The 13,024-nt window shown below is 72.4% G+C and carries 11 protein-coding genes; 7 read left to right on the top strand and 4 right to left on the bottom strand.

The window, feature by feature from the left end; all coding sequences use genetic code 11:
* Window positions 1–91 precede the first annotated feature (91 nt).
* Complete coding sequence (locus tag ACRAKI_RS16295; RefSeq protein WP_447007933.1) at window positions 92–571, bottom strand: MarR family winged helix-turn-helix transcriptional regulator; 480 nt, start codon at window positions 569–571, stop codon at window positions 92–94.
* Window positions 572–641: 70 nt separating this feature from the next.
* Here ACRAKI_RS16295 and ACRAKI_RS16290 point away from each other — a divergent pair, with 70 nt between their 5' ends.
* The 3 genes from ACRAKI_RS16290 (at window position 642) to ACRAKI_RS16280 (ending at window position 2,754) form a co-directional block, all read left to right on the top strand.
* Entirely contained in the window at window positions 642–1,256 is a 615-nt protein-coding gene (locus tag ACRAKI_RS16290; protein WP_447007932.1) for a hypothetical protein, read from the top strand.
* Window positions 1,257–1,572: 316 nt separating this feature from the next.
* The gene (locus ACRAKI_RS16285) at window positions 1,573–2,037 is read left to right on the top strand and encodes a hypothetical protein (RefSeq protein ID WP_447007931.1); all 465 of its coding nucleotides are present in this window, start codon (window positions 1,573–1,575) and stop codon (window positions 2,035–2,037) included.
* Window positions 2,038–2,205: 168 nt separating this feature from the next.
* Window positions 2,206–2,754 (top strand): carboxymuconolactone decarboxylase family protein, encoded by a 549-nt coding sequence (locus tag ACRAKI_RS16280; RefSeq protein WP_447007930.1) that lies wholly within the window; start codon window positions 2,206–2,208, stop codon window positions 2,752–2,754.
* Window positions 2,755–2,866: 112 nt separating this feature from the next.
* Here the strand turns inward: ACRAKI_RS16280 and ACRAKI_RS16275 are convergent, their stop codons facing one another.
* Entirely contained in the window at window positions 2,867–3,607 is a 741-nt protein-coding gene (locus tag ACRAKI_RS16275) for a helix-turn-helix transcriptional regulator (protein WP_447007929.1), read from the bottom strand.
* A 1,133-nt stretch (window positions 3,608–4,740) separates the two neighbouring features.
* Between ACRAKI_RS16275 and ACRAKI_RS16270 the strand changes: the two genes are divergently transcribed.
* Both ACRAKI_RS16270 and lexA read left to right on the top strand, forming a co-directional pair.
* Window positions 4,741–5,910, top strand: a complete 1,170-nt coding sequence (locus ACRAKI_RS16270) for a glycoside hydrolase family 3 N-terminal domain-containing protein (RefSeq protein WP_447008434.1) — start codon at window positions 4,741–4,743, stop codon at window positions 5,908–5,910.
* Between the two features lie 29 nt (window positions 5,911–5,939).
* Entirely contained in the window at window positions 5,940–6,602 is a 663-nt protein-coding gene (gene lexA / locus ACRAKI_RS16265; protein WP_447007928.1) for a transcriptional repressor LexA, read from the top strand.
* 129 nt (window positions 6,603–6,731) lie between these two features.
* On the opposite strand, the gene lysS is transcribed toward lexA, so the two are convergent.
* Window positions 6,732–8,405, bottom strand: coding sequence for a lysine--tRNA ligase (lysS, locus tag ACRAKI_RS16260; protein ID WP_447007927.1), 1,674 nt, complete (start codon window positions 8,403–8,405; stop codon window positions 6,732–6,734).
* 236 nt (window positions 8,406–8,641) lie between these two features.
* Here lysS and ACRAKI_RS16255 point away from each other — a divergent pair, with 236 nt between their 5' ends.
* Both ACRAKI_RS16255 and ACRAKI_RS16250 read left to right on the top strand, forming a co-directional pair.
* A complete protein-coding gene (locus ACRAKI_RS16255; protein ID WP_447007926.1) occupies window positions 8,642–10,174 on the top strand; it encodes a PucR family transcriptional regulator in 1,533 nt (510 codons plus the stop codon).
* Window positions 10,175–10,289: 115 nt separating this feature from the next.
* Window positions 10,290–11,549 (top strand): NAD(P)/FAD-dependent oxidoreductase, encoded by a 1,260-nt coding sequence (locus ACRAKI_RS16250; protein ID WP_447007925.1) that lies wholly within the window; start codon window positions 10,290–10,292, stop codon window positions 11,547–11,549.
* 157 nt (window positions 11,550–11,706) lie between these two features.
* Here the strand turns inward: ACRAKI_RS16250 and ACRAKI_RS16245 are convergent, their stop codons facing one another.
* A complete protein-coding gene (locus ACRAKI_RS16245) occupies window positions 11,707–12,855 on the bottom strand; it encodes an L-talarate/galactarate dehydratase (protein WP_447007924.1) in 1,149 nt (382 codons plus the stop codon).
* Window positions 12,856–13,024: the final 169 nt, after the last annotated feature.

Genomic DNA, 13,024 nt, shown 5'->3' with positions numbered 1-13,024 from the left:
TCGAGGCGGTCATGGCGGTAACACGCAGTAGTTCGCTCCACGAACTAAGCACCGCTCCGTCCCGCGTGCGACCGGGAGTCGGGTGCTCTTCCTAGTGCTTGCGCGCGGAGGGGGCCGCTTCGTCCAGTTCCAAGAAGACCGCCGGAACCTCGTTGTCCCGCACCACACGGCAGAGCAACGCGGCGAGCGTGTCGCGCTCAGCGGCGTCGAGCGAGACCGGCAGCTCGTCGATCCGCCGGCACGTCTGGTGGTGGAACTCCTCGGCGAGCGCGCTGCCGCGCGGTGTGAGCGCGACACGCACCGCGCGGGTGTCCTCGGGGTCCGGTTCACGACGCACCAGGCCGTTGCGCTCGCTGCGGTCCACCAAGCCGGTGAGGCTCGACTTGGCCAGGCCGAGGATCGCGCACAACTCGCCCATGCCGTAGGGCTGCGCCATCAGCACGCAGAGGAGCTGCCCTTGCTGCGGGGTGAGGCCGTGCTCCCGACCCGACTGGGCGTAGACGGCGTTGACCAGGTACGTGGTCCGCACCATGGCGGCCACCAACCCGAGCCGGCCATCGTGCTGTCCCATCGGTTCAGGCTACCTCCGGTTTCGCCGCGATCCCCACCGCGGACTTCGCCGTGACGTAGCATGGCCCGTCGTGACCTTCCGCGCCCGACCTGCCACCGTGGGACTGCTGACGTTCGCGTTCCTCGTCGCCGGGTGCACCGGCACCCCCGAGCCCACGACGACCGCGACGACCACGGAGCCGTCCGCCACGTCGGTGGCGCCGTCCACCTGGGGCCCCGCACCGGCAACGACCGAGCGCGCCCGGCCGGAGGAGCTGAACGCCGCCGCGCCGAAGCGGTTCACCGACGGTGACGTGTGCGAGCTGCTGACGTCGCAGGAGATCACGGCGACCGCCCAGGTCTCCTCCGCGGAGGACCTGGTGACGGACCCGGGCAAGCGGTGCTCGTGGCAGCTGGGTGACAGCGTGGACGCCAAGGGCATGCCGGCCGAGTTCCTGATCATCCAGGTGCACTTGGCGGACATGTGGCAGGGGACCGAGCAGGGCGTCATCAACGGTCACCCGACGCGGCGTCGGTCGCAGGAAGGGCTGTGCGTGCTGCGCATCGCGTTGCGCAAGCCCGCCGACCAGCACACCGACCAGCCGGTGATGGCCGTCAGCCTGAAGAGGACCGCGGAGCAGGCCGACGTGTGCCCGGCGGCCCAGTCCCTCGCCGCCCTGGTCCTGGACCGACTGCCCGCAGCCTGACCGACCGGGCCGAGCCTGACCTGTCCGGCCTGGCTCCGCGACCGATTACGTCTGGTCAGTAGGCGTAGGTCTGGTCGGTCGGCGCGTGGCCAGTAGGCGCGTGGTCGGTAGGCGCGGCGGATCTCGCGCAGTTGCTCCAGGTACCTCTCGTGCCGGCTTCCACGATCCGTCGTGGCCACCGGCGCCCTTCCGCCGAAGGTCGAAGCAGAACGGCAGCCTGGAAGTTGTGGGGCCGGCGTGCGGCACCGGACAGTGGGTCTTCCGAAGTCCGCCGGTCGACCGGCTGGTGTCCCACCACTGACATGAGGAGCTGATCGTGTCCGCGACAATCACTGTCCCCACGACCACGGGGTCGGACTCCCGCATCCGGAACGGGGTGTCGGCCGGGCTCGCCGGCGGCGTCGTGTTCGGACTGATGTTGGCCGGCATGGGCATGCTGCCCCTGGTCGGCATGCTGATAGGCGTCGACAACGCCGTCGTCGGCTTCCTGGTGCACCTCGTCATCTCGGCCGTCGTCGGCGGCCTTTTCGGTGTCCTGAGCGGCCGGTTCGCCGACAAGACGGTGCCGGTCTTCGCCGCGAGCGCGCTGTTCGGCGTCGTCTGGTGGCTGGTCGGCGCCCTGATCGTCATGCCGCTGTGGTTGAGCGTGACGGCCGACCCGGCGATGGGCGACATGGTGTTCGTGATCGGCACCCAGCAGTGGGTGAGCCTGTTCGGCCACGTGATCTTCGGCTGGACGATGGGCGCGACCCTCCTCGCGATCCGCGGTCAGGCCCGCTGACCGATTCCCCCTCTCCCCGACCCCGTCGTGCTCGCCACGGCGGGGTCGGTCGCGCTGCGGGGCGCGGGTGGGACGCGAGGGCGCGCGAGGACGGGGTCGCGCGGGTCGGAGTTCGATCACGTACGGCTTGGTGGCCGACGTGGTGGGTGGGCGGCTAGCGTGACACCCATGGCGCACATCGACCTCGGCGTGGACGAGACCTTGTTCCCCGGCATCACCGGCCCGCTGCGGTTCCGGGCCGAGACCGCCAAGCCGCTCAACGAGCTGGCCGAAGTCCTGCTGCGCGGCCCGAACTCGTTGCCGCCCGGCGAGCGCGAGCTGATCGCCGCCTACGTCTCCGGGCTGAACGACTGCACGTTCTGCTGCGACTCGCACTCGGCGTTCGCCGCCGCCCAGCTCCACGACGGCATGACGCTGGTCCAACAGGTCCAGGCGGACCTCGACACCGCGCCGGTGTCGGACAAGCTGCGGGCGCTGCTGCGGATCGCGGGCGCGGTGGCCGAGTCCGGCCGCAACGTCACCAAGGACATGGTCGACACGGCGCGGGAGCACGGCGCCACCGACGTCGAGATCCACGACACCGTGCTGATCGCGGCGGCGTTCTGCATGTACAACCGGTACGTCGACGGCCTGGGCACGCTCGCGCCGGCGGACACCGGCATGTACGCCGAATCCGCGCGGCGCGTCATCGAGCACGGTTACCTGCGTCGGGGGTAGGTCCGCGGAGCCGTCCTCTGTGGACTCGTACGACCGGGGACCCGGACCACGGGGCACTCGGACGACAGCGCACTCGGACGACGGGCGGACGCGGACTACGCCAGGACGCCGGCTACCTCGCCACGGCCAGCCAAGTCTCGGGACGGGCCGGCGCCCGGTCCCGCAACCGCACGTCGATCCGCAACGACTGCCCCGCACCCACTGTGACCGGGTGGCCCACACCGCCCGCGAACCTCATACCGGGCAGCGGGTTCCTCCCCCGCACCGCCACGGCGACGCACAGACCGGCCGAGCCGCTCACCACGAGCTCGGTCGACCCCGGACCGCGGACGAGCGCGCTGGACATCGGCGCGCTGCGCGGTATGAGGTCCTCGATCAGACCGACCGCGATCTCCAACGGCTCGGACGGCGCCGGGATCACCAGCGTGCCCGCCTTGGCCCCGCTGCCGCCGTACCGGGGAGCGGCCACGAACGCCGGGGCCGTCGCCGACGGGTTGTCGACGTCGGGCACCACCGCCGCCGCGAGCACACCCGTCACCGCCGGGTCGCGGTACTGGGTCGGCGAGACACCGACCCTGCGGGTGAACCTGGTGGTGAACGTGCCCACGCTGCTGTAACCGATCGTGGTGACGATGTCCGCGACGTTCATCAACGTGGTGAGCAGCAGCCGTTTGGCCTCGAATAATCGCACTGCGGTCAGGTACCGGCCCGGCGGCACGCCCACCGAGGCGTGGAACATGCGGGAGAAGTGGTAGGGACTGACCAGGGCGGCGCCGGCGACGTCACGCAAGGTGATCGGCTCGGAGTAGTTGGCGCGCATCATGGAGATGGCGCGCTGGATGGGGTCGTGCATGGTCGTCACCCTTCGCCTGGATTTCGCGCGGGTCGGTCACTCGCGCAGCGCCACGCGGCCGGGTCGTCGATTGACTCGGCTCGAAGCGGGCCGGAATAGCGGCCAGTGCGATTTGTTGCCCAGTACGATTTGCGAAGAGCCCCCAACAACTCTTCACCGCGATTGACGCTAGCAGGACCGCGGTCCACGGGTAATTCTGCGTCACCAGGACAGCACTATTCGAGAATGATGGGTGCCGTTCCGCGCAGTCCATCCCGCCGAACGGTCGAGCGACGCCGACCAGGAAGGCGCGTCCCGCAGCCGAGCCGTGCACCGCGGCAGACCGGGCCGATGGCGCTGAACGGGTGAAAGAGCCCGGCGATCAGTCGATCATTCCCGCTTCTTGCGGGAACCGTCAGTAGCCGAACCGGCAGTGACCGAGTAGTCGAGTGTGGACGAACAGTGAGCGTGGCGCGACTGGATCGTTCGACCCTCCGATCGCCCCCGGCTATTTCACCCCGGACGTCGTGGACCGCCATCCCGGCCGTCTTCAGTGCCGGTTGGACACCGACCGCGGTCCTCCTCACCGGCTCGCGGTCGGTGTTCAACCGTCACGAGCGGACAGTCGCCGCTCCCGCACGACGGCGAGGCCGCCCGCGCGCGCCGGCCGCCGGGGCGCGGATCGAGCACGAGGAGATGACGAACCGGGCTGCCGACCGCCGCTCACCGCCCTAAACCGTGATCCGCGCGTTCACCCGGTCGATTGCCGTCGGACCGGGTAATCGCCATCGACCCTTTCGAGGTCACCTCGGAATTGCGGAAGTGGCGCAACTCGGCTGTCCGCGTACCATCCGACCACGGATATCATGTCGGGTGATGTCCCCGCGAACGCGGAATGCCGTACCGGCCGCTCGGCGGCCGTGGTCGTGGCTGCGGCCTGGCAGCAGCCCATCACCTACCGGCAACGACGTGGGAGTGAGCATCTTGTACGCGGGATCTGTACCGACCGGTACGACCGGGACCTCGGGCCACCGGGCCGCCGGTCCCGTCGACGTGGGCGAACTCACCCGCGGCCCCGGTCGCGTCCGCCCGACTGACGCCGGAAGCGGTCGCGCGTGACGCGGCCGGGCGGCAGGCGGGCCGGCACGTCCACGATGCTGCTGTTCGTGGCGGTCGGCGCGCTGCTGGCGGCGGCGATGGCGGTGGCGACCAGCTCGCCCGGTGAGCACCTGACGGCGGGGTCCGCCGCTCCGGAGCCTTCGACCTCGTCCGTGCCGCCGTCCGCCTCGTCGGCCGAGCGGTCGGCCGAACCCTCGCCACCCAAGCCTCCCGAGGACCCTTGCGCCGCGAAGATCGCCGCGCTGCCGTTGCGGGCGCGGCTCGCCCAGCTGGTGGTCGTCGGCGTCGACCCGCGCGGGCCCGCCGACGCCCTGGCCGTCGTCCAGGGCGAGCAGGTCGGCGGCATCTTCATCGGCGGTGACCACGTCGGCCTGCTCAGCGCGGACGCCCTGACCCCCGTGCACGCCGCGTCCACCCTGCCGCTGACCGTCGCCGTGGACGACGAGGGCGGCCGGGTCCAGCGGATCGAGGCGATCGCCGGTTCCATGCCCAGCGCACGGCGGATGGCGGCCGACCTGTCACCGGAGCAGGTCCGCGTCGTGGCCCGCGAGCGCGGACGGGCGCTGCGCGAGCGCGGCGTGACCACCGACCTCGCACCCGTCCTCGACACCAGCGGCCAACCCGACCGCACGGTGATCGGCGACCGGTCGTTCAGCCCCGACCCGGACAAGGCACTCGGGTACGCGCTCGCGTTCGCCGAGGGTTTGCAGGACGCGGACGTCGTGCCGGTGGTCAAGCACTTCCCCGGGCACGGCAACACGAGCGGTGACTCCCACCTCGGCGCGGTGCAGTCGCCGCCGCTGGACGCGCTGCGCGGGACCGACCTGGTCCCGTACCGGCACCTCGCCCGATTCGGTGAAGTCGTGGTGATGCTCGGGCACATCGACGTACCCGGTCTGACCGGCGGCAAGCCCGCCACCCTCAGCCCGGAGGCCTATGCCCTGCTGCGCGGCGAGTTCGGCTTCACCGGTCCGGCGATGACCGACGACCTGGGGGCGATGCGCGCGGTGACCGACCTGCTGGGCCTGCCCGACGCCGTCACGCAGGCCCTCGCCGCCGGCGCGGACATCGCCCTGTGGTCGTCCGGTGGGCGCGTGGGTGAGGTGCTCGACCACCTGGAACGCGCGGTCGCCGCGGGCACCCTGACGCAGGCCCGCGTGGACGAGGCGGTCCGCCGGGTGCTGGTGTCGAAGCACGTGTGTTGAGCCCCGGCGTCACCTCTATCATTCCGCCGGTGACCGCCTACGACGATCTTGACGCGTTCGAGCACCTGGACACCTCGACCCTGCCGGAACGCCAGCAGCGCATCCTGCTCGCGATCCGGGACTGGGTGGTCAGGCACGGGTACTCGCCGAGCACGCGGGAGATCGGCGACGCGGTCGGCCTGAGGTCGTCGTCCTCGGTGTCGAAGCACCTGGCGAGCCTGGAGGAGAAGGGCTTCCTGCGGCGCGGCACGGCGATGTCCCGACCGATCGACGTGCGGGTGTTCCTGCACGAGCCCTCGACGCATCGGCCCGCCGACGACTCGGTGACCGTGCCGGTGGTCGGCCACATCGCGGCCGGGAGTCCCATCGCGGCCGAAGAGCACGTGGACGACGTCCTGAAGCTGCCGCGCGAGCTGACCGGGCGCGGCAGCGTCTTCGGGCTCCGCGTGCGCGGCGACTCGATGGTCGACGCGGCGATCTGCGACGGCGACATCGTCGTGGTGCGGCAGCAGCCGGAAGCCCACTCGGGTCAGATCGTCGCCGCGATGATCGACGGCGAGGCCACGGTCAAGGTGTTCCGGCGGCGCGACGGCCACGTCTTCCTCGAACCGCGCAACCAGGCCTACCCGGTGCTCGACGGCGACGAGGCCGTCGTGCTGGGTGCCGTCGTCTCGGTCCTGCGCAGCGTCTGACGACCTGGGTGCCGACGAGCCGGGCCGCACGATCCCGGGGCCGACGGCCGGGCGCCGACGACCTGGGGCCGGCCACGGTCCGGGGCTGACAGACCGGGCCCGGCACGCGGTGCGCGCCGGGCCCGGGTTTCAGGCGCCCAGGAGCTTGCGCACCCGGTCCGGACCCACCGCCAGCAGCAGGGTCGGCAGCCGCGGACCGGTGTCCCGGCCGACGAGCGACCGGTACAGCAGCACGAAGAACGACCGCTGCATCACCTTCAGCTCCGGCGTCGGCTGGGCGTCCATCTCCAACCCGGCGTGCAGCTTGGGCACGCCGTACACCAGCGTGCTGAGGCCGTCGAGGGACCAGTCGTCCTCCAGCCGCTCCAGCAGCAGCTCGACCAGGTGCCGCTGCTCCTCGTCGAGCGAGGCCAGCAGCTCCGCGTCCGGCTCCTCCAGCACGCGGGTGTGCTGGTCGGCGGGCATGTAGGTCTGGACCCACCGCTCCGCGCAGTCGACCCGCGGCCGGACCTGGTCCAGGTCGGTGATCGGGTCGGCGCTGTCGACGCCGCCCAGGATGCGCAGCATCTGGGCCTCGTCACCGGTGGTGATGTCGGCCATCGAGGCCAGCATCCGGTACGGCACGGGCCGCGGCGTGCTCGGCAGCACGACCTCGGCGGTGCCGATCGCCCGTGCGTGGGCGGTCGCGTCGGCCCCGTTGGCGGTGCCCTGCGCCACCCGCTGGGCCAGCGCGTCCCACTCGTCGTACAGGCGGTAGATCTCCTGGTCGAACGCGATCTTGAACGACTGGTTCGGCTTGCGCCGGCTGTACAGCCACCGCAGCACGGCGGGCTCCATGATGCGCAGCGCGTCGCCCGGCGTCGGCACCGCGCCGGCCGAACTGCTCATCTTGGCCATGCCGGTGATGCCGACGAACGCGTACATCGGGCCGATCGGCCGCACGCCGTCGAACACCTCGCGCACGATGTGCCCGCCGACCTCGAACGACGACCCCGGCGAGGAGTGGTCGACGCCCGACGGCTCGAACATCACGCCCTCGTAGGCCCACCGCATCGGCCAGTCGACCTTCCAGACGAGCTTGCCGTTGGTGAACTCCGACAGCAGCACCGTCTCACCGTGGCCGCACGCGCACGTGTACGCCATCTCGGTCGACGCGTCGTCGTAGGCCGTGATCGTGGTCGTGTCGCGCCCGCAGGCCGTGCAGTACGGCTTGAACGGGTAGTAGGCCCCCGCGCCGGCCGTGTCGTCGGACCCGTCCGGGTCACCGTCGCCCGCTTCGGCGTCCACCGGCTTCTTCTTGGTGCGGAAGCGCCCGAGGATCCCGTCGATGCGGCCCCGTTCGCGCATCGCGAGCAGCACCTGGTCCCGGTAGCGGCCGGACGTGTAGGCCTCGGTCTGGCTGATGCCCCGGTAGACGACGCCGAGCCGCGCCAGTGACTCGATCATCTCCGCCTTGAAGTGCTCGGCCCAGTTGGGGTGGCTGCTGCCGGGCGGCGCGGGCACGGAGGTCAGCGGCTTGCCGATGTGCTCGGCCCAGGACGGGTCGATCCCGGCGGGCACCTTGCGGAACCGGTCGAAGTCGTCCCACGAGATCAGGTGCTCGCACTCCCGCCCGCGCCGGCGGATCTCGTCCGCGACGAGGTGCGGGGTCATCACCTCGCGCAGGTTGCCGAGGTGGATCGGGCCGGACGGGCTCAACCCCGAGGCACACACGACGGGTTTGCCCGGCGCACGGCGGTCGGCTTCCGCCACCACCTCGTCCGCGAGCCGCGAAACCCAGTCCGCTTCGGTCGAGCGATCCACTACGAGCCACATCCCTTCACGCACATCGATGGGCCGATTATCCCCGGTGGGCCGCGCTCACCACATCCGGGGGCACCGGTGGCGCCGCGATTCCGGCGAGCCCGGCAATCGCGCCAATCCGATCCGGTAAGTCGATTTCCGCGGTGGCGGGAATGCGGCCCGACCCGATTTCCGGCGAGTGGTTCCACGGCCGGCGGTTACGGTAGGTGGTCTGCTCGGGAACAGGGGTTTCGCGCATGGTCAAGTTGGACCGCCTGGTGAACGTGCTGGGCGGCTACGGGGTGCGGTTGGCGTGCTGCCCGGTGTCGCGGTCGGCGGAGTTGCGCAGCGTCGTGATGCGCGAGGCGACCGACGCCCGGGCCGTGGGCGGTGACGTGTTCCTGGCCGTCGGGGCCAAGTCGGTGACGCGGGCCGTGGCGTGGGCGGTGGCGGCGCGGGCGCGGGTCGTGCTGGTGCACGCCGGCGCCGACGTGGAGCGGGCAGCGGCCGCGGCCGGGGAGGAAGCCGGGGTCGCGGTGATGGTGGTCGACCCGGCGGTGTCGTGGAGCCACCTGGCCGGCGTGGTCTACGGGCTGGTGCTGGAGGGGCGGGAGACCGAGTCCGGTCGCGGCCCGACGGACCTGTTCGCGTTGGCCGACAGCCTGGCCGGCGCGGTCGGCGGCGCGGTGACCATCGAGGACCGGATGTCCCGGGTGCTGGCGTACTCCAGCTCGCAGGAGGGCGCCGACCCGGCCCGGTTGGCGACGATCCTCGGTCGGCGTGCGCCGGACCGGCTGCGGGACCTGTTCGACCGGCGCGGGGTGTTCGCCCACCTCGACAGCCACGACGAACCGCTGTTCGTCGAGGAGGACCGCGAGCACGGCCTGACCGGGCGGGTGGTCGTCGCGGCGCGGGCGGGCCGGGAGCTGCTGGGGTCGGTGTGGGTGACGTCCGGCGCGCCGTTGACCGGTGCGCGGTGCACCGCGCTGGCCGACGGCGCCCGCACGGTGGCGCTGCACCTGCTGCGGTCGCGGGCCAGCGCCGACCTGGAGCGCCAGGTCGAGTCGGAGCTGGTGATCCGGCTGCTGGAGGGCACGGCGGACGCCGCCACGGTGGTCAGCCGGCTCGGGCTGCACCAGGGTCCGCTGCGGGTCATCGCCGTCCGGGCGCACATCGCCGCCGAGCGGCACGCCGCCCTGTTGCTGGCGTTCGACCGGGCGACCACGGGTTTCGGCTGGTCACGGCCGGGTCGCAGCACGCTGTCCGGCACCACGCTCTACACGATCATGCCGGGCGAGCAGGTGCCGGCCGCGCGGGAGTGGGTGGACCAGCTGCGGGCCGCGCTGCCGCCGCAGGTGACGGTGACGGCCGGCGTCGGCGGCACGGCGTCCCCGACGGACCTGCCCGCCAGCCGGCAGGAGGCCGACGAGTGCCTGGCGCTGCACGAGGCCCGCCCGCCGGGCACCGTGGCACCCGCCTACGACGAGTCCTGGGACGACATCCTGCTGCAACGCCTGCGCGCCGCGTCACGGGCGGGCCGCACGCCGGCACGGGGTCCGGTGGCGGAGTTGCGCCGCCACGACACCGACCACGCGACCCAGTACGTGCCGACGTTGCGCGCGTGGCTGGAGGCCCAGGGCGACCTCGGTCAGGCGGGCGAACGGCTCGGCGTGCACCCGAATACCATCCGGTACCGGCTGCGGAAGATGGCCGAGGTGACCGCGCTCGACCTGGACGACGCCCGCAAGCGCCTCGCCATGATCATCGACCTGGCGGCGGCCGGGGACTGACTGTCGGGACCCGACAAGACCACGTGACCGGATTGTCGGGAACGGACAACGGCCCGGCTCGGCACCGGAGCGATGCTGGCTTCGACAGCGGTTCCGCTCTGGTGTGGAGGTAGTCATGGTCGACGTCGGGCGCAGTGCCGGCGGACCCCGGTCGGCGGTCGTGGTCGGCGCGGGCATCGTGGGCCTGTCGACGGCCTGGTTCCTCCAGGAACGCGGGGTCGAGGTGACCGTGGTCGACCGCACGGGTGTGGCCGCCGGCGCGTCCTGGGGCAACGCCGGGTGGATCGCGCCGGGCCTGGCGATCCCGCTCAACGAGCCCACCGTGCTGCGCTACGGCCTGAAAGGGCTGCTGAACCCGACCGCGCCGCTGCACATCCCGCTGTCCGCCGATCCGGGGCTGTGGGCGTTCCTGGCGCGGTTCGCCGCGAACTGCCGGTGGTCGTCCTGGACCCGCGCGGTGCGGGCCAACCTGCCGCTCAACGACGAGTGCGTCGAGGCGTTCGACGTGCTGACCGCGAACGGAGTGGACGCGCCCACGGTCGACGCGCCGATCACCGCCGCGTTCGAGAACTCCGCCCAGGCGCAGGGCCTGCTGCGGGAACTGCGCCGGTTGGCCGACGCCGGTCAGCCCGTCGACCACGTCGAGCTCGGCGGAGACGAGCTGCGCGACCACGTCCCGACGGCGTCACCGCTGCTGACCGCCGGTGTGCGCATCGACGGCCAGCGGCACATGGACCCCGGCGGGTTCGTGCGGGCGTTGGCCCGGTCGGTCGTCGCCAGGGGCGGCGCGATCCGCCTGTTCGAGGTCGCCGACGTCCGGGGGGACGGCGACGGGGTCGCGGTGCGGTCGCGCGGCGGTGAAGGCGTGTCCGCCGACGTCGCGGTCGTGGCCACCGGGGCGTGGCTGTCGCGGCTGGCGTCCCGCTGGGGTGTGCGCGTGCCGGTCCGGGCCGGACGCGGTTACTCGTTCACCGTGCCCGTGGACCGACCGGTACCGGGTCCGGTGTACCTGCCGGACGTGCGGGTGGCGTGCACGCCGTACCAGGGCGCGCTGAGGGTCGCGGGCACGATGGAGTTCCGCGACCCGGACGCGCCCGGCGTCGTCGCGCGGCTGGAGGCGATCATCGCGTCCGCCCGTCCGCTGCTCGACGGCGTGGACTGGGAGCAGCGCCGCGACGTGTGGGTCGGGCCACGCCCGGTCACGCCCGACGGTCGTCCGCTGATCGGGGCGGTGCGCGAACCCGGCGTGTACGTCGCCGGCGGGCACGGCATGTGGGGGCTGGCGCACGGCCCCGTCACCGGGCGGCTGCTGGCCGAGCAGATCGCCACCGGCAAGCAGCCGGACGCGTTGCGCGAGGTCGACCCGCTGCGCTGAGCAGCGCCGTCGACCGCCACTGGACCACCGTGGTCCCTCGCGGGCCACCTCCCCGTCCGCGGAGCCGGCGCAGACGAACACCCGGCGCCACGGACACCCTCGCCGTCAGGGCGGCCCCACCTCCCAGGCCGCCCTGACGGCAGCGGCATCGCAGTGGTCAGCGGGCAGTCGTGACGGTGGCGGTGTCGACGGTCCAGGCGCGGGCCTGGTCGCTGAGGGTGATGCCCAGGCCGGGGCGGGTGGACAGGTGCATCCGGCCGGCGCGAATCTCCAGCCGTTCGTCGAACAACGGGTGGAGCCAGTCGAAGTGCTCGACCCACGGCTCGCGCGGGTACGCGGCGGCGAGGTGGACGTGGATCTCCATCGCGAAGTGCGGCGCGAGCTGGAGGTGGTGGTGGTCGGCGAGGGTGGCGAGCTTGAGGAACTGCGTGATGCCGCCGACCCTGGGCGCGTCGGGTTGCAGGACGTCGACCGCACCCAGTCGGATCAGCTCGCAGTGCTCCGCGACGCTGGTCAGCATCTCACCGGAGGCGATGGCCGTGGTCAGTGAACGCGCCAGCTCGGCGTGCCCCTCGGCGTCGTAGGCGTCGAGCGGCTCCTCGATCCACACCAGCCCGAACTCCTCCAGCGCCCGGCCGACCCTGGCCGCGGTGGGCCGGTCCCACTGCTGGTTGGCGTCGACCATCAACGGCACCCCGTCACCGAGGTGCTCGCGGACGGCGGCGACGCGGCGCAGGTCCTCGGCCGGATCCGGAAGCCCGACCTTGATCTTGATGCCGCCGACGCCGGACTCCAGCGTGCGGGTGGCGTTGTCCTTGACCTGCCCGACGGACTCGTGCAGGAAACCGCCGGAGGTGTCGTAGCAGCGGACGGAGTCGCGGTGGGCACCGAGCAGCTTGGCCAGCGGCAGGCCCGCGCGCTTCGCCTTGACGTCCCACAGCGCCACGTCGAACGCCGCCAGCGCCTGCGTGGACGCGCCGCTGCGCCCGACCGACGCGCCCGCCCACACCAGCTTCGTCCACAGCCTGCCGATGTCGTTCGGGTCCTCGCCGATCAGGTCCGGCGCGACCTCGCGGGCGTGCGCGAACTGCGCCGGCCCGCCGGCCCGCTTGGAGTAGCTGAAGCCGACGCCCTCCAGCCCGGCCTCGGTGCGGATCTCGGCGAACAGGAAGGCGACCTCGGTCATCGGCCGCTGCCGACCGGTGAACACCTTGGCGTCGCTGATCCCGGTGGGCAGGGGCAGGGTCACCGACGACAGCGCGACCGAGGTGATCCGGTCGGGCACGGCTGCGTGGTCCAGAGACATCGGGCTCCTAGGTAAGCGCTTTCCGGGTGGCAGGAAGTCCTTGGCGGCGGTGACGAGGCGGCGACCCGACCTTACTCGGTCGACGTGCCCGCGCGGAGGAAGGGGCGGACCGACCGGGGGTCCTCCAGTGATCACGGCCGTACCCCGGCCGTGGTGGCGGTCGACTGTC

The sequence above is a fragment of the Saccharothrix isguenensis genome, assembly GCF_052936305.1.
This window is presented reverse-complemented; position numbering and strand designations above follow the sequence as displayed.